This window comes from Viridibacterium curvum, from assembly GCF_039544165.1.
In the GTDB taxonomy this organism is placed as follows: domain Bacteria; phylum Pseudomonadota; class Gammaproteobacteria; order Burkholderiales; family Rhodocyclaceae; genus Viridibacterium; species Viridibacterium curvum.
Genome location: NZ_BAABLD010000008.1, coordinates 964,751 through 980,198, shown reverse-complemented (window position 1 = coordinate 980,198; position 15,448 = coordinate 964,751). Strand labels below are relative to the sequence as shown.

16 protein-coding genes are annotated in these 15,448 nt (G+C 63.5%); 9 read left to right on the top strand and 7 right to left on the bottom strand.

Annotation, left to right across the window (positions count from 1 at the left end; translation table 11 throughout):
* Positions 1-5: 5 nt before the first annotated feature.
* Both cynS and ABEA02_RS12355 read left to right on the top strand, forming a co-directional pair.
* Positions 6-449 (top strand): cyanase, encoded by a 444-nt coding sequence (gene cynS, locus ABEA02_RS12360; protein ID WP_345533279.1) that lies wholly within the window; start codon positions 6-8, stop codon positions 447-449.
* A gap of 102 nt (positions 450-551) precedes the next feature.
* The gene (locus tag ABEA02_RS12355) at positions 552-1,028 is read left to right on the top strand and encodes a nuclear transport factor 2 family protein (protein WP_345533278.1); all 477 of its coding nucleotides are present in this window, start codon (positions 552-554) and stop codon (positions 1,026-1,028) included.
* 51 nt (positions 1,029-1,079) lie between these two features.
* On the opposite strand, the gene ABEA02_RS12350 is transcribed toward ABEA02_RS12355, so the two are convergent.
* Both ABEA02_RS12350 and ABEA02_RS12345 read right to left on the bottom strand, forming a co-directional pair.
* Entirely contained in the window at positions 1,080-1,382 is a 303-nt protein-coding gene (locus ABEA02_RS12350; protein ID WP_345533277.1) for a hypothetical protein, read from the bottom strand.
* A 95-nt stretch (positions 1,383-1,477) separates the two neighbouring features.
* On the bottom strand, positions 1,478-2,884 hold the full coding sequence (locus ABEA02_RS12345) for an esterase-like activity of phytase family protein (RefSeq protein ID WP_345533276.1): 1,407 nt from the start codon (positions 2,882-2,884) through the stop codon (positions 1,478-1,480).
* Between the two features lie 503 nt (positions 2,885-3,387).
* Here ABEA02_RS12345 and ABEA02_RS12340 point away from each other — a divergent pair.
* From ABEA02_RS12340 to pstS, 6 genes are read left to right on the top strand one after another with little or no spacing between them, the layout of a single operon-like run.
* Complete coding sequence (locus ABEA02_RS12340) at positions 3,388-5,523, top strand: ATP-binding protein (protein ID WP_345533275.1); 2,136 nt, start codon at positions 3,388-3,390, stop codon at positions 5,521-5,523.
* Positions 5,520-5,894: a response regulator gene (locus tag ABEA02_RS12335; protein WP_345533274.1), complete on the top strand. Its 375-nt coding sequence runs from the start codon at positions 5,520-5,522 to the stop codon at positions 5,892-5,894. Before ABEA02_RS12340 ends, ABEA02_RS12335 begins: the two co-directional genes overlap by 4 nt.
* Complete coding sequence (locus ABEA02_RS12330; protein ID WP_345533273.1) at positions 5,894-6,340, top strand: chemotaxis protein CheX; 447 nt, start codon at positions 5,894-5,896, stop codon at positions 6,338-6,340. Before ABEA02_RS12335 ends, ABEA02_RS12330 begins: the two co-directional genes overlap by 1 nt.
* An 11-nt stretch (positions 6,341-6,351) precedes the next feature.
* The gene (locus tag ABEA02_RS12325) at positions 6,352-7,365 is read left to right on the top strand and encodes a sulfate ABC transporter substrate-binding protein (RefSeq protein ID WP_345533272.1); all 1,014 of its coding nucleotides are present in this window, start codon (positions 6,352-6,354) and stop codon (positions 7,363-7,365) included.
* A gap of 47 nt (positions 7,366-7,412) precedes the next feature.
* Positions 7,413-8,450 carry a hypothetical protein gene (locus ABEA02_RS12320; protein ID WP_345533271.1) on the top strand — a complete coding sequence of 346 codons (1,038 nt, stop codon included), beginning with the start codon at positions 7,413-7,415 and terminating at the stop codon, positions 8,448-8,450.
* Between the two features lie 11 nt (positions 8,451-8,461).
* The gene (pstS, locus tag ABEA02_RS12315) at positions 8,462-9,496 is read left to right on the top strand and encodes a phosphate ABC transporter substrate-binding protein PstS (protein WP_345533270.1); all 1,035 of its coding nucleotides are present in this window, start codon (positions 8,462-8,464) and stop codon (positions 9,494-9,496) included.
* 38 nt (positions 9,497-9,534) lie between these two features.
* Here pstS and ABEA02_RS12310 read toward each other — a convergent pair whose 3' ends face one another.
* On the bottom strand, positions 9,535-10,806 hold the full coding sequence (locus tag ABEA02_RS12310) for an O-acetylhomoserine aminocarboxypropyltransferase/cysteine synthase family protein (RefSeq protein WP_345533269.1): 1,272 nt from the start codon (positions 10,804-10,806) through the stop codon (positions 9,535-9,537).
* Between the two features lie 165 nt (positions 10,807-10,971).
* Here ABEA02_RS12310 and ABEA02_RS12305 point away from each other — a divergent pair, with 165 nt between their 5' ends.
* Positions 10,972-11,958 carry an LLM class flavin-dependent oxidoreductase gene (locus ABEA02_RS12305; protein ID WP_345533268.1) on the top strand — a complete coding sequence of 329 codons (987 nt, stop codon included), beginning with the start codon at positions 10,972-10,974 and terminating at the stop codon, positions 11,956-11,958.
* Here the strand turns inward: ABEA02_RS12305 and ypfH are convergent, their stop codons facing one another.
* Genes ypfH through ABEA02_RS12285 form a run of 4 tightly spaced genes read right to left on the bottom strand, consistent with a single transcriptional unit; the run spans position 11,959 to position 15,378 of the window.
* The gene (gene ypfH / locus ABEA02_RS12300) at positions 11,959-12,579 is read right to left on the bottom strand and encodes an esterase (RefSeq protein ID WP_345533267.1); all 621 of its coding nucleotides are present in this window, start codon (positions 12,577-12,579) and stop codon (positions 11,959-11,961) included.
* Positions 12,576-13,121, bottom strand: coding sequence for an NUDIX domain-containing protein (locus ABEA02_RS12295; RefSeq protein WP_345533266.1), 546 nt, complete (start codon positions 13,119-13,121; stop codon positions 12,576-12,578). The genes ypfH and ABEA02_RS12295 overlap by 4 nt, the downstream gene beginning before the upstream one ends.
* Before the next feature lie 14 nt (positions 13,122-13,135).
* Positions 13,136-13,855, bottom strand: coding sequence for a uracil-DNA glycosylase family protein (locus ABEA02_RS12290; RefSeq protein ID WP_345533265.1), 720 nt, complete (start codon positions 13,853-13,855; stop codon positions 13,136-13,138).
* Complete coding sequence (locus ABEA02_RS12285) at positions 13,855-15,378, bottom strand: AmpG family muropeptide MFS transporter (RefSeq protein WP_345533264.1); 1,524 nt, start codon at positions 15,376-15,378, stop codon at positions 13,855-13,857. Before ABEA02_RS12285 ends, ABEA02_RS12290 begins: the two co-directional genes overlap by 1 nt.
* Between the last annotated feature and the right edge of the window lie 70 nt (positions 15,379-15,448).

The window sequence follows — 15,448 nt, the reverse complement described above, 5'->3', positions numbered from 1 at the left end:
CAGCCATGAACCGTTACGACGTTACCGAAATGATTGTTGCGAAGAAGATCCAGAAGAAGATGAAGTGGAGCCAGGTGGCTGAAGTGGTCGGTCTGTCGAAGGAATGGACCACCGCCGCGCTGCTCGGCCAGATGACCCTCACCGAAGAGCAGGCCACCAAGGTCGGCGCGCTGTTCGAGCTGCCCGAAGAAGCCATCAACCTGCTGCAGGTCGTGCCCTACAAGGGTTCGCTGCCCACATCGGTGCCGACCGATCCGCTGATCTATCGCTTCTACGAACTCGTGAATGTGTATGGCACGACATTCAAGGAGCTGATCCACGAGGAGTTTGGTGACGGCATCATGAGCGCGATTGATTTCAAGATGGATCTGAAGCGTGAGCCGAACCCGGCTGGGGATCGAGTGAGCATCACGATGAGCGGCAAGTTCCTACCCTACAAAACTTATTAAGTACGTGACGAGGGGGCTGCGCGGGCCGCCTTGCCAGCGGCGCGCTCGCTCCCCTCGTTCCGCACTTAATCCCCATTTTGCGAACTGGTTGAAATCAAAATCATGAACGCCGCCATCGCCCGCCCCCCGCTGCCACCCTTCACATTCGAAACCGCCGTGCAGAAGGCGCGCATGGCGGAAGACGCGTGGAACTCGCGCGATCCGGTGAAGGTGTCACTCGCTTACACACCGGACAGCGTGTGGCGTAACCGTGCGGAGTTTCTGCAGGGGCGCGAGGCGATTGTCGCGTTCCTCACGCGCAAGTGGGCGCGCGAGATCGAGTACCGCCTGATCAAGGAGGTGTGGGCCTGGCAGGACAATCGCATCGCCGCGCGCTTTGCCTATGAGTGGCGCGACGACTCGGGGCACTGGTTCCGCTCCTACGGCAACGAGAACTGGGAGTTCGATGCGAACGGACTCATGCAGCGCCGGCTGGCCAGCATCAACGATCTGCCGATCACTGAGGCGGAACGCAAGTTCCACTGGCCGCAGGGGCGCCGGCCAGACGATCATCCGGGGCTCAGCGCGCTGGGGCTCTGAATTGCAGAGGCTTGCCGTGATGTGTCGAGAGCGTTCGTCAGCGGTTAAAGCTCAGCGCGGCGGCGGCGGTCGATCACCCGGTGCCGGCATGTTGGCGGGCACGACGGCCAGCTTGCCATCGATGCTGCGGCAAGTGCCTTCGACCGTCTCGCCATTGCGGCCCTTGAAGCTGGCCTTCGCACCTTCAGTCTTGCCCTGACAGGCAGAGACAGCCTCGGGCGGTGGGCCGGGCGGGCGCCCACCTTCGGGTGGGCGCGGCATGCTGGAGGCACTGCTTGACGAAGCAGCCTGTGCTGCCAGCGATGCCAAAAGCATGAATGCGGCTGCGGCGCAGCGAATGAGGGGGGTGGGCATACCGGATTCTCCAGCAGGGTTGGTGCGCAGAGTATTGCCTGCCGCCCCGCACGGAGGCGGCAGTTTCACCGGCTTTTACACACCCTGACCCGCGATTACTTTGCGTCAATAAGGGTGCGGATGTTCAGCAAAGTGATTTCGTCATCATCGGGTTTGCCGATCTGGCGCGCTGACGAGTAGGGGAAGTTGTTGTCGTTGACGACCACGATGTGCTCGGCATCGACAATCGTCAGGCCTTCCGGTCCGAGGTGCGGCAGCGCGAAGACTTCCTCGTTCGGGCCGAGCCTGGCGAGACGTTTGGGATTGGCAATCTTCGTGAGATCGATGAACGCCACCTTGCGCACGAAGCCCTCAGCGTCGGCCGCAGCCAGGTCGATCTTGTAGATGCGCTTGAACTTCGCGGGACGCGTGAAGCAGTCGGTGCGCAGGGGTTCGGCGGGGCAAGCCGGTGCCACACCTTCGGAAACGTCATCGCGTTCGATCACGAGGCCCGTGGTCGCATCAAGCAGCTGGAAGTCAGCCGCGATGTTGCCGGCCTCTTCGAAGCGATATTTCCAGGTCTTGCCGGTATAGGCCTTGCTCGCCACATCGAGTTCGAGGATGCGCGTGAAGGGCTTGCCGTTGTTCGACTCGAAGGCTTTCGTGCCGGCGTCATAGAGCGGCCATTCGAACATGGGGTAGAGCTTCGCGCCATCAGGCGACTTGGCCATGGGTTCGAAGCCGCCGGAGCGACGCGCGTCCCAGCCGGGAATGTTGTCGCTGGGCAGGTTGCCGAGGCGACCGTTCAGGTAATGGTCGGGCGAGCGATAGGTCTTGTCACCCACCTTGGTCTCGATAACGCCCAGCACGCGGCCTTGCGGCGTCACGCGCAGCACGTAGGGGCCGAACTCGTCACCGATCCACCACTCCTTGCCAACGATCTGGATCGATTCCGGATCGAAGTCCACGCCGGTGAGGTAACGCTTTTCCGTCGCCTCGTTCTGGATGGCGAAGGGCACCTTGCGATCCGGGTCGTGCAGGAAGGTGGTCTTCTCGCGCGTGGCCTTGCCGCTCTGCCAGTCCACTTTCACGTTGTGGACCATCAGCAGCGCGTCCTGCGAGTTGATCTTGTTGCCGAAGCCGTTGTCGGTCAGCACGAGGTAGTGGTTGCGATCGAGCGCGACGATGCCCGAGAAGCCCTGCACCGACTGGCCCTTGATCGGCAGCGTACCGCCCGAGGCACGTGGTGCCTTGGGGTCACCAACGAAGGTGTTGGCCTTCTCGCTGCCCAGCACTTCGTTACGCGTGCGGTTGCCGTTGGCAAACTTGCCGGCGGTGGCGAAGAAGGCACCAGCATCCTTCGGCGCAGCCACCGCAGTGCTGAACGGCAGGAAGGCGTGGCCGGCGAGCTCGGCCGTGACTTCGACCGGCGTGCTCGCGGCCTGGGCGCTGGCCTGAGTTGCGTGGAAGGCCACAGCCAGCGATACGGCCAGCGTGGCGAGCAGTGGAAGGGCGGTGCGCATGAGAACTCCTGGGTGGGTGATGCGGAAGCCGCGCACTCTAGGAGCCCGGAGTTACAGCGCCGTGAAGCCACCCACGCTGATCGACGGGCCGGGACTGCGCAAAACATCACGTCGACTCTGTTGATGTTGTTGTTTTTGTTGATTTTTGATTTGCAAACCATCCGCCAGTCGTCCTGCCCAACAGACCGGTCGTCTTCGTGACACGCGGCTTCAATGTGATTTTCGTCACGTAAAACGGCCTGTCGCTGCCACGCAGGCGTTCTGCCTGATGGCCCGCCAAGTCCTTGTTCTGTCTGGCTCCTTTACCAGCCCACGCCCCCTTTCCTGCGCGCCATTTTCGTCTGCCGGGGACGATGTTCCGCCCGGCTGGTCGGAGTCCGTCTGACATTCAGCGCGCGCCCTGCGGAGCCGATCTTGGCAAGGATGATCGACACGAATCACTGAGCGATCCACTGGGCACAAGTCGACGCGTAGCAGGCAGCCGGCAAAGGGAGCATCGGAACATGTTGAAGCTGGGACTCGGTAAGTACCGCAAGATCGTTGTGCTGATTGCACTGTTCCTCGTCTTCGACGTGGGCGTGCTGGGCATGACCTTCCTCATCTCGAACCAGATCGCGGCCGACGCCGTGTCATTGAACCTCGCCGGCGAGCAACGCACGCTGGTGCAACAGATGACCAAGTCGGCCCTGCTGCTGCAGGACGACGCCACGCAGGGCACCATCGACAGTACGGGCAAATCGAGCTTCTCCGAACTCGATGAGCTGCTGCTCACGGCCGACCGCTTCAACGCCACGCTGGAAGCCTTCCACGAAGGCGGCAAGGTGCTGGAGAACGGCGCCAAGGTGGCGCTGACACCGCAGGACGACGTGCAGGCCGGCGCCTTCTTCGCGCAGCTGGAAGCCTTGTGGCTGCCGGTGAATGCAGAGCTTCAGAAACTCAAGGCCCAGAAATCGAAGAACCCCGACCTCGGCCCGGTACTGCAGATCCTGGTCGCCGACAACCTGAACCTCCTGTCCATCTCGAACATGCTGACGAACCGGATGGAAGTCATCTCCGCTTCGCGCGCGCAGAACCTGCGGATCATCCAGATTGCCGGCATCACGCTGGCCCTGGTCAACTTCGCCTTCATTCTCTATTCCTTCCTCGGCCAGCTGCGCAAGAGCGACGCGGCGGTGGAAGTGGCACAGCGCGAAACCGAGAACATCCTGCGCACCACGCAGGACGGTCTGTTCCTGCTCGACACCAGCTTCACCATCGGCACACAGACCTCGCAGGCCCTCGGTCGCATCCTGGGTGTGCCGGACGTGGCGGGCAAGAACTTCCTTGACCTCATCCGCCCGATGGTGACACCCAAGACCTTCGACACCACGCAGGAATACATCGAACTGCTGATGCGTCACGACGTGAAGGAAAAACTCGTCGCCAGCCTCAACCCGCTCGACTGTCTCGAGATCAACACACCGCGCCCCAACGGCGCCATCGATACGCGCTACCTGAACTTCAGCTTCAACCGCGTGACCCACCAGGGCAAGGTGACCCACCTGCTGGTGACTGCCAACGACATCACACGCCGCGTGCGCCTCGAACGCGAACTGAAGGAGAGCGAACGCAAGGTACAGGACCAGATGGGCATGATGGTGCACCTGCTGCAGGCCGATCCGCGCCTGCTGCAGGACTTCCTGCGCAGTGCCGTGCAGGGCCTCGACGAGATCAACGTTGCGCTAAAGAACGCTTCCGGCGAAGGCTTCACACGCGCCATCGAACAGATCTTCCGCATCGCCCACCGCATGAAAGGCGACGCCAACGCGCTGAAGCTCGAAGCCTTGGGTGATGCACTACATGCTTTTGAAACCGTGCTCAGCGATCTGCAGCAACGCAAGTCAGGCAGCAACGAAGACCTGCTGCCGGTGACCGTGCGCGTCAAATCGCTGTACGTGCAGCTGCATGCCATCCAGGACACCCTCGCCCGCATCGTGCAGGTGCGCGGCGTGGTGCAGGTCGAGCCCCCCAAACCGGCGCACGATCCCGAAATTGCCAACCTGCCCTTCGTGCGGCAGTGGAAGGGCTTCGTGCAGCAAGTCGCCGAACGCAACGGCAAGCATGCCGAGCTCAGCTACCAGGGCATGGACCTCGACAAGCTGGACGCACCATTGCGCGAAGCACTCAACAGCATCGTTAACCAGTTCATCCGCAATGCCGTCACGCACGGCGTCGAGAAGCCCGCCGAGCGCCGCCTGCGTGGCAAGCCAGAAGCCGGGCGCCTGTCGGTGTATGTATCCGACCAGGGTGACGGCATGGTCGAGCTGTCGTTCCGTGACGATGGTGCCGGCATCAATCACGAGAGCCTGCGCGCCGTCGCTGTGCGCAGCGGCCGCATGACGGCCGAAGCCGCTGCAGCCGCTGAGCCGCGCGCACTGGTCTCACTGATCTTCGAACCCGGCGTGTCGACGCGCGAGACGGCGGATGAGGATGCAGGTCGTGGCGTGGGCCTCGACAGCGTGAAGGCGATGATCGCCAGGATGGGGGGACGCGTGAGGATTGGCACCACGGCAGGCGAGTACTGCCATTTCCGTGTGCAGCTGCCGCTGCACACCATGCAGCAGTCAGTGCAGACCGAAGAAGTCCGGGAGGCAGCATGAGCCGGCTGAAGATGATGGTCGTCGATGATTCCAACATCATCCGCAACAAGATCGCGCGCTCACTGTCGACGCACAACATCGACATTGTCGCGACGGCCTGCAACGGCGAAGAAGCGGTCAAGCAGTTTGCCGAGAACGATCCCGACATCGTGACCATGGACCTGACCATGCCGCGCATGGATGGTCTCGAATGCATCCGCGAACTGAAGAAGCGCAAACCCTCAACCAGGATCCTCGTCGTCTCGGCACTGGCGGACAAATCGACCGCCATCCAGGCCCTCAAGGAAGGCGCACTGGGCTTCGTATGCAAGCCTTTCACCGAGGACGACCTCAGTGATGCGATGAATGAACTGCTGGCGGGAGACGCGTAATGGATGAACAGGAACTGCGCATTTTCGTGGATCTCGTGCGCTACTACTTCGAACGCCAGACTGGCCGTCTTCCCGAGCTGGGCAGTCCACACCTCGGTGATGCGTCGGCGCTGCCCATCCACGACTACACGGGCGTCATCGGCATCTCGGGCGAACGCCAGGGTTGCGTCTATGTGACGGCCAGCCGCGAACTCTTGCGCGCCCTGCTGCTGCAGGTGGGGGAGACCGATGTGTCGGAAGCCAACCTGTGCGACCTCGCTGGCGAGATCGCCAACACCATCTCGGGCAATGCCCGCCTGCACTTCGGCCCGGACTTCATGATCTCGGTGCCAGTCATCGTGCAGGGCACGGCCACCGCCATCCAGGTGCCGCGCAACGTCAAGGCCTATGTGATTCCGCTGCGCTGGCACAAGCACGATGCCGCGCTGGTGGTAAGCCTGCAGTAAAGGAGCTCATCGTGAAGACACGCCAACTCACCGCCCTCAGCGTCGCGCTCAGCCTGGTCTTTACCAGCACGGCCGCGCTTGCCGAGACGACCCTGACAAACTACTCCTACACCGCAACGAAGCAGATGTACGCCGAGTACAACCCGGCCTTCATCAAGTACTGGAAGGGCAAGAGCGGCGAGACGCTGAACATCAAGATCACGCACGCCAACTCCAGTACACAGGCCAGCAAGATCAAGAACGGCGAGGAGGCAGACATCATCAGCGCCTCGGTCGCGCACGACATCGACGGCATCGCCGATGCCGACCTGCTGCCGCGCAACTGGCAGAAGCGCATCGAGCACAATTCGGCGCCCTACTACTCGACCATCGTGTTCCTCGTACGTCAGGGCAATCCCAAGAAGATCACGGACTGGAACGATCTTGTGCGCTGGGGCGTGAACATCGTCATGTCCAACCCCAAGAGCTCAGGGGGCGCACGCTGGAGCCACCTCGCCGCTTATGGCTATGCGCTCAAGCAGCCCGGCGGTAACGAGGCTAGCGCGCGCCAGTTCCTCAAGCGCCTGTATGCCAACAACCGGGTGCTGGAGTACACGGCCCGTGGTGCGACCAACACCTTCGTGAAGAACAAGCTGGGCGACGTGATGGTGTCGTGGGAGAACGAAGCCTTCCAGGCCATGGCCGAAAACCCCGGCCAGTTCGAGATGGTGGTGCCGTCCATCTCGGTGCTGGCCGAACCGCCAGTTGCCGTCATCGACAAGGTGGTCGACAAGCATGGCACGCGCAAGGCCGCCGAAGCCTACGTGCAGTACCTGTACTCGCCTGAAGGCCAGGAGATCGCCGCACGCAACTACTACCGTCCGGTCGACCCCAACGTGGCGGCGAAATACGCCAAGCAATTTGCACCGGTCAAACTGTTCCGCGTCGACGAGTTGTTCGGCGACTGGAAAACGATACAGAAAGCACACTTCCAGGATGGCGGCGTCATGGACCTTGTCTATGACCAGTACCGCAACGCGTCCTGATCTCACTCGCCCTTGTTGAAGCCATCGTCGTATTCGGAGATTGCATCATGTCGTTGAAGCCGCTGATTGTTAGCCTCGCAGTCCTCTTTCTCCCGCTGGCGAGCCAGGCCCAGACCGAAGCGCGGCCGGCTCCCGATCCACAGATCGAAGCTGCAGTGAAAGCACTTGCCCAACAGCTCGCCAACGACTGCCCCTATGCCGACGCCGGTGATCAGGCCGCCTTCGACCGCTGCCGCCAACGCATGTTCGGTGACTCGGCGCTGCGCCGCACCCTGTCGAGCTTTACGCTGTGGGGCCGCGTCAAGGATCCGGACGCCACGCTGAAGAGCACCAGCCTCACGCAGTTTGCGCCCGATGTGCTGACGGGCATGTATTTGCCGCTGTTCATGTTCGACGGAAAGTACACGCTGACCTGGAACGAGCGCGAAAAGCTGTGGCTCGCACGTCTCAACACCAACTTCCGCAACCGCCTGCAGCCCGGTCAATTTCCGTATCCGTTCTGGCACGTCGATGACAAGTGGGGCACGTACGAGAACGCCCGCTCGGTGCTGTTCTGGATCAACCCGCAAACGCAACGCATCACGGTCGCGCAGTTTTCGCGCCTCGGTGACGGCCCGGTCCGCTCGGCAGCGGACAAGGCCCAGCTGCCGGCCTTCGACGGCAAGTGGATGTGGACCGATGCGCACGGCCGTGCGCAGCCCGCCACCAGCCTGTTCGACGGCCTGTTCCGCAACGACAATCCCTACAAGGCCCAGCTTGCCGAGAGCTATCGTGACTTCGCCCTGAGCCTGCGCGACGGCCAATGTCTGGCCTGCCACTCGCCTGACAACAGCAGTGGCATGAAGCGCCTTGTGCTGCTGCAAACGCCTGCCCATGCTGCTGCGGAGATCAAGCGCGTGCTGCGTGACGTCGAACGCGACGCGATGCCGCGCGACGACTTCGACGTAGAGAAGCCGCTGGACCCGGCGATGAAGAAAGTCTTCCTCGAAAAAGGCACGGCCTTCTCGCGTGTTGTCGATCAGGCCCGCGAGTGGGAGCGCAACTACCAGGCACGTACTGCCGGCACTTCCAGCAACCCGCAATGACGGAGCTAACGATGAGCACAAGCCAAGCCATACTGCCCTGCCTGCTGGTCACAGCCCTTTCGCTCACCAGCGCCAACGCCGCGGAACTCACGGGCGCAGGCGCGTCGCTGCCGGCGCCGGTGTACCAGAAGTGGTCCGAGGCCTATCGCAACGCCACCAACAACACGATCAATTACCAGTCCATTGGCTCAGGGGGTGGCATCAAGGAAGCCAGCGGCAAGTCCATCGACTTCGGTGCGACAGACATCCCGCTCAGCAGCGCCGACCTGCAGAAGCACAAGCTGGTGCAGTTTCCTGCCCTTATCGGCGGTGCCGTGCCCATCGTCAATCTGCCTGGCATCAAGAGTGGTGAAGTGCGGCTCAACGCGCAGGTGCTTGGCGACATCTACCTCGGCAAGATCACGCGCTGGAATGACCCGGCGATCCGTGCGCTCAACAGCACGCGTCTGCCCGACCTGTCGATTGCCGTCGTACACCGGGGCGACGGCGCCGGGACGACCTGGGTGTTCACCGATTACCTCAGCAAGGCGCATCCACAGTGGCAAGCCAAGGTAGGCAGCGGCACCACCGTGACGTGGCCGCTGGGCCTGCACGCCAAAGGCGACGAGGGCATGACCGGATTCGTCAAGAAGCTGCCCGGCGCCATCGGTTACGTCGATTTCGCCTGGGCACGCAAGAACCAGCTCGACGTCGTGCAGATGCAGAACAAGGCCGGCAACTTCGTCGCCCCCGAAGACGCCAACCTCAAGGCCGCAGCGGCCGAGGCTGGCTGGGAGGCTGCCGAGTTCGGCGCGATGCTCACCGACCTGCCGGCCAGGAACGCCTGGCCCATCACCGGCGCCACCTTCATCGTCATGCAGCGCCAGACCGACAAACCCGCCGTGGCCAAAGACGCCCTGCAGTTCTTCAAGTGGGCGTTGAAGAATGGCTATGCACAAGTGGAGTCAAACGGTTACGTGCCTCTGCCGGAGCGTACGGTGGAAGCGGTCATGACCAGCTGGCAGCGCATTACCGACACCAATGGCAAGCCGGTACTGAGCAACTGAGCGGCAAGGCGCTGCCATAACGGATCCAGCCTCGGTGCTTAGACGGCAGCGAGCGCCTGCTCCAGGTCGGCCAGCAGATCGTCGATATGCTCGATGCCTATCGACAGGCGCACCGTGTCTTCGGTGACGCCGGCCTTGGCGAGTTCGTCGGGGCCGAGCTGGCGGTGCGTGGTCGAGGCCGGGTGCGTGGCCAGTGACTTGCTGTCGCCGATGTTCACCAGGCGCGTGAAGAGCTTCAGCGCATCCTGGAAGCGCGCGCCGCCTTCACGCCCGCCCTGCACACCGAATGTGAGGATGCCCGAGGGACGCCCACCGAGGTACTTCTTTGCCAGCGCATGGTCGGGGTGATCTTCGAGACCGGCGTAGTTCACCCAGCCCACCTTGCTGTGGGTCTTGAGGTAACGCGCGATCTTTATGGTGTTCTCGGTGATGCGGTCGAGGCGCAGGCCGACCGTCTCGATGCCCTGCAGGATCTGGAAGGCGTTGAAAGGACTGATCGCCGCACCGGTGTTGCGCAGGGGCACGACGCGCGCGCGACCGATGTAGGCCGCCGGCCCGAGCGCTTCGGTGTAGACCACGCCGTGATACGACACATCCGGCTCATTGAGGCGGCGGAAGCGCGCCTTGTGCTCGGCCCAGGGGAACTTGCCCGAATCGATGATGGCGCCGCCCAGGCTGGTGCCATGGCCGCCGAGGTACTTGGTGAGTGATTGCACGACGATGTCGGCACCGAACTCGATGGGGCGCAGCAGGTAAGGCGTGGCGACCGTGTTGTCGACAATCAGCGGTATGCCATGGCGATGCGCGATCTCGGCCAGCACTTCAATGTCGGTGATGTTGCCCAGCGGGTTGCCGATGGTTTCGGCAAAGATGGCCTTGGTCTTGTCGTCGATGAGCTTTTCGAAGGACGACGGGTCGCGGTAATCGGCAAAGCGCACATTGATGCCGTACTGCGGCAGGGTGTGCGCAAACAGGTTGTAGGTGCCGCCGTAGAGCGTGGCCGAAGAGACGATGTTGTCGCCCGCTTCCGCAATCGTCAGGATCGAGTAGGTGATCGCGGCCTGCCCCGAGGCCAGTGCCAGCGCGGCGATGCCGCCTTCGAGCGCGGCAATGCGCTGCTCCAGCACATCCTGTGTGGGGTTCATGATGCGCGTGTAGATATTGCCCTGCACCTTGAGGTCGAACAGGTCGGCGCCGTGCTGCGTATCGTCGAAGGAATAGGCGACGGTCTGGTAGATCGGCACGGCAACGGCGTGCGTCGTGGGATCGGGCTTGTAGCCGGCATGCACAGCGAGGGTTTCGAACTTCATGGTGTCTCCTGAGTCAGCAAGGTGAGGCGCAAAGTATAGGAGGCGCGGCCGACCGGCTTTTCAATCAATCCCCATATGCTTAGCGACAATGCGTCTCTGGCCACTCACGCAGACTTGCGATGCATCAAGGCTTGATGTTTCCGCTACTGCCCTCATGTGCTCACCATGACTTTGTTCTCTGTCCTTGACCTCTCGCCCATCACCGCCGGCAGCAATGCCGCGCAGTCGCTGCGCAACACCCTGGACCTCGCGCAGCATGCCGAGCGCTGGGGCTACACACGTTACTGGCTGGCCGAGCACCACAGCATGCCGGGCATCGCCAGCGCGGCCACCGCCGTGGTGATTGGCCACGTCGCGGCAGGCACCTCGACAATTCGCGTCGGCGCGGGCGGCATCATGCTGCCCAACCATTCACCGCTGGTGATTGCGGAACAGTTCGGCACGCTCGCTTCGCTGTTCCCCGGCCGGATTGATCTGGGTTTGGGACGCGCGCCGGGCTCCGACCAGGCCGCTGCGCGCGCCATGCGCCGCAGCCCCAACAGCGGCGACGCGTTTCCGCAGGACGTGGTCGAGCTGCTGCAGTTCTTCGAGCCCGCCGCGCCCGATCAGGCCGTGCGCGCCGTGCCCGGTGAAGGTCTTGATGTGCCGGTGTGGATACTCGGCTCCAGCCTGTTCGGCGCCCAGCTCGCGGCTGCGCTGGGCTTGCCCTACGCCTTCGCCTCGCACTTCGCGCCAGCGCAGATGATGGATGCCATCACGCTGTACCGCCGCGAGTTCCGCCCTTCGGCGCGACTGGCAAAGCCTTATGTGATGCTGGGCTACAGCGTGTTCGCCGCCGACACCGAAGACGAGGCGCAACTGCTCGCTACCTCGATGCAACAGGCGTTCGTAGGTCTGCGCAGTGGCCGCCCCGCGCCCCTGCCGCCCCCGGTGAGGGACTATATGTGCCAGCTGCCACCGCACTACCGCACGATGCTGGAGTCTTCACGCCAGTGCTCGGTAACCGGCACCCAGGACGCGGTACGCAAGGCCCTGGCCGACTTCATCGCGAAGACCGAAGTGGATGAAGTGATGATCACCTGCGCCATGTTCGACCACGCTGCGCGCTTGCGCTCCTACGAGATCGCGACCGAGGCCTGGCAGGGCTTGTAATCAGGCCGCGCTGAGGCGTGCCAGCAAGGTATCGCGCACACGTTGGTCAATGCCGTGCGCGAGCGCGGGGATGAGGTCCAGCGTCGGGGTGGCGTCGAGCGCGCGCAATTGTTCGACGGCATTGACGGCGAACTGCGGCGGTATCACCCCATCCTGCTCGCCATGGATGAAGTGCAGCTGCGCCGCAGGCGCTCGACGCGGCGGCACGGCAAAGCGACCTGACAGTGACACGATGCGCGACGCCAGCGGTTCCCCCAGCTGACTCGCTTCGAGCGACATGATCGCGCCTTGCGAGAAGCCGACGAGCGTCGTGTTCTCTGAACTCGCGCCGCTGCGCTTCTGCCAGTGCTGCACGGTGTCGACAAACAGCGGCATCGCTTGCGCAATGCGTTGTGGCCGGTGCTCCTCGCTGATGCCCGCGACCGAGAACCACTGGTAGCCCCGACCGAGATCCGACGCATGCGCAGCACGCACGGCCACCACAAATGCCTGCGGGTGGGCCGCCGCAAGGGCTTCGCCCAGCGGCACCATACCCTCCGGGCTCGCACCCACTCCATGGAACAGCAGGATCAGCTGCTGCGCGTGTGCAGCAGCTTGCTGGACGATCAGGCTGCCATTCATCGGTAGCTGATCCCAGCCAGCTTTTCGACGTGCGCGAGAAAATCGGCGATGCGCTCGTGATGATTGAACGCGAAGGTCAGCGTCTCCACGTCGCTCAGCGGCAGCCAGCGGATATCGGTTGTTTCGTCCGGCTCGTTATTGGCATTGCTCACCGGGGGCAGCTGCGCAACGCGCGCGAACAGACCATGATGAATCGTCACGTTCTGCCGCGCACCGCGGGGCGTCGAATTGACGTCCCAGGGCGCGCTGAAGAACTCGCAGGTGGCCTGCGCCAGCAGTTCGAGAGTATTCACGCCGCACTCTTCCCACACTTCGCGCATGGCGGCTTCGGCGGTAGTCTCATCGTAATCGAGGTAGCCGCAGGGCAGGTTCCAGTAGCCCGCGAAGTCGGGCATGCCCGGCCCGCGCTGGTTGACGAGGATGTAGGGGCGGCCCTCGCATTCCAGCAGAATGCACACCGCCGTCGCGACGCTGCGCGAGAGCCACACCTCGCGACCATCGGTGGTGGTCACACATTCGTTCGGCCGGTTCTTGAACTGCATCGCCTTGCTCCCTGTCAGGCTGGCCACACGCCTTGCGCCAGCATCTGTTTGGTCGCCGCCTCGGCCCAGCCGCGATTGGCCGCCGGGCTCGCCGGGCTGGGGTGCAGCACGCGGCCGAACTTCACGGGCAGACCGGCGCAGGCGAGCTTTGCGCGTTCCTCAGCCCAGGCGCCGACACCGATCACCCACTCGGCCTGCAGCACGTCGACCATGGTGCGCAGATGCGCATCGCATACGGCCAGCAGCGGCGCCTGCTCGGCAGCCGGCAGCTTGTCGGGCGTGGCATTGCGGCCTTCTTCAAAGAAAGCCAGCGGGCAGTAGTTGGCGACGAAGTGCTCGGCGAAGAACGCGTCGGCCGTGCCGAAGCGCTGCGCGAACAGGCCCCACAAACGGCGGCCGCTCACTTCGCTGCGTTCGCATTCGAAGCCCTCGATGGGGCGCTTGGGGTTCTGCGCGGCAGGCTTCTTCACCGCCGCAACGATGCCCATCCAGTCACGCACGGCAGCGACCTCGCCGAAGGGCACACCGACCTGCACCATGCCGAAGGGGCCGGGGTTCATGCCGACGAAGATCACACGCTTCTTCGTGTTGCCGAAGCGGCGCAGGTACTGCTCGTGTGGCGCCCAGGCGTAATCGAGCGGGTTGTAGGTGTGGCTGATTGGCGCGGCGAAGCGCATGGCGTCCACTTCGTCAGAGAGTTTGCGCGCGGCGGCAATGAGTTTGTCTGCAATCATCAGTCGGGGTCCGCTGGCGCTGGCGCTGGCTGGATCAGCGCGCGGATGCTGTTACGCATCCACCACACCATCAGCACGCCGGGGGCAGCCAGCACAATGGAGAGAAGGAAGAAGCCGGGCCAGCCCAGGCTCTCTGAGAGCACGCCAGCCAGCGGGCTGACGTAGATGCGGCCGACGGCGGCGAAGGCCGACAGCAGCGCGTAATGCGTCGCCGAGAAGCGGCTGTTGCACAGCGCCATCAGCAGGGCGACGAAGGCCACCGTGCCCATGCCGCCGGAGATGTTCTCGCCGGCAATGACGGTGAGCAGCAGCCAGTCCAGCGAAGCGGCCTCCTTGAGGGCGACGAAGTGCCAGTCGAAGGGCTGCACCATCACCGCACCCCAGGCGCCCTTGCCCAGATCGGCCAGCGCATAGAAACCCAGATTGGATATCAGCTGCAGCACGCCGAACACGAGCAGCCCGCGATAGAGCTTCAGCCGCAGCATCAGCGCACCACCGACGAAGGCGCCGAGTATGGTCAGCCAGATGCCGATGATCTTGTTGGCAATGCCCACCTCGGCCTGCGTGAAGCCCATGCCTTTGATGAGGAAAGGCGTCGTCAGGCTGCCCGCGAAGGCGTCACCGAGCTTGTAGAGCACGATCAGCAGCAGGAAGGCGCCCGCCCCCGGCAGGCTGAAGTAACTCGACAACGAGCGGTTGAAGGTTTCGAAGCGCGCCACGCGCGATGCCCACGCCGCCAGCGGCAAGGCCACACCGATCTCGCACAGCACGAACAGCAGCTCGACCCACTTGTTCTTGTCTGCCGGGTCAAAGCCGATCAGTTGCAAAGCGCCGCGCGCCAGCCAGTAACCGACAAAGACCGCCAGCAACATCGCGGCAAAGCCACGCAGGTCCTGCGCAGCATTGGTGGCTTCGGGCTTAAGATAACTGGCGATGCGCGGCGCGCCCAGGGCGCTGAACACCGCCGCGACCAGCATGATCGCCGCCATCACGCGATACACCGTCGGCCAGTTCCATTGGTCCGCCCAGATCAGCGCGATGCCGCCCGAAACGATCATCGCGATGCGATAGCCGAACACATGCACCGACGCACCGAGCCCGTGCTCGCTGCGATCACTCAACACATCGGTGCGATAGGCGTCGACCACCACGTCCTGCGAAGCCGACAGAAAGGCAACAGCCACCGCCGTCAGCGCAAACAGCCCCGGCGTAGCGCTGGGCGTCAGCCGCGACATGGCCAGCAACAGCGCTGCCAGTGAGAGCTGGGTGATCAGCAACCAGCCCCGTCGCCGCCCCAGCCAGGGTGGCTCGAAGCGGTCCATCAGCGGCGCCCACAGGAACTTGAAGGTATAGGGCAGGCCGACCAGACCCAGAAAGCCGATGGTGACGATGTCGACGCCATCGACCGTCAGCCAGGCCTGCATGGCCTGCCCGGTCAGCGCCAGCGGCAGCCCCGAGGCAAAGCCCAGCAGCAGGATGGCGGCGAGGCGGTGATAGCGTGCAAGACGTTGCGCGAGGTTCATGGGCCGGATTATCGCAGCAAGCTGCGGTGGCTGCCGGTGGCGCGCGTTGGGGTCGGAAAACACTGGTGTC

Coding starts and splice junctions, on each gene's coding strand:
- cynS (WP_345533279.1), top strand. CDS start 6: ATGAACCGTTACGACGTTACCGAAATGATTGTTGCGAAGAAGATCCAG.
- ABEA02_RS12355 (WP_345533278.1), top strand. CDS start 552: ATGAACGCCGCCATCGCCCGCCCCCCGCTGCCACCCTTCACATTCGAA.
- ABEA02_RS12350 (WP_345533277.1), bottom strand. CDS start 1,382: ATGCCCACCCCCCTCATTCGCTGCGCCGCAGCCGCATTCATGCTTTTG.
- ABEA02_RS12345 (WP_345533276.1), bottom strand. CDS start 2,884: ATGCGCACCGCCCTTCCACTGCTCGCCACGCTGGCCGTATCGCTGGCT.
- ABEA02_RS12340 (WP_345533275.1), top strand. CDS start 3,388: ATGTTGAAGCTGGGACTCGGTAAGTACCGCAAGATCGTTGTGCTGATT.
- ABEA02_RS12335 (WP_345533274.1), top strand. CDS start 5,520: ATGAGCCGGCTGAAGATGATGGTCGTCGATGATTCCAACATCATCCGC.
- ABEA02_RS12330 (WP_345533273.1), top strand. CDS start 5,894: ATGGATGAACAGGAACTGCGCATTTTCGTGGATCTCGTGCGCTACTAC.
- ABEA02_RS12320 (WP_345533271.1), top strand. CDS start 7,413: ATGTCGTTGAAGCCGCTGATTGTTAGCCTCGCAGTCCTCTTTCTCCCG.
- pstS (WP_345533270.1), top strand. CDS start 8,462: ATGAGCACAAGCCAAGCCATACTGCCCTGCCTGCTGGTCACAGCCCTT.
- ABEA02_RS12310 (WP_345533269.1), bottom strand. CDS start 10,806: ATGAAGTTCGAAACCCTCGCTGTGCATGCCGGCTACAAGCCCGATCCC.
- ABEA02_RS12305 (WP_345533268.1), top strand. CDS start 10,972: ATGACTTTGTTCTCTGTCCTTGACCTCTCGCCCATCACCGCCGGCAGC.
- ypfH (WP_345533267.1), bottom strand. CDS start 12,579: ATGAATGGCAGCCTGATCGTCCAGCAAGCTGCTGCACACGCGCAGCAG.
- ABEA02_RS12295 (WP_345533266.1), bottom strand. CDS start 13,121: ATGCAGTTCAAGAACCGGCCGAACGAATGTGTGACCACCACCGATGGT.
- ABEA02_RS12290 (WP_345533265.1), bottom strand. CDS start 13,855: ATGATTGCAGACAAACTCATTGCCGCCGCGCGCAAACTCTCTGACGAA.
- ABEA02_RS12285 (WP_345533264.1), bottom strand. CDS start 15,378: ATGAACCTCGCGCAACGTCTTGCACGCTATCACCGCCTCGCCGCCATC.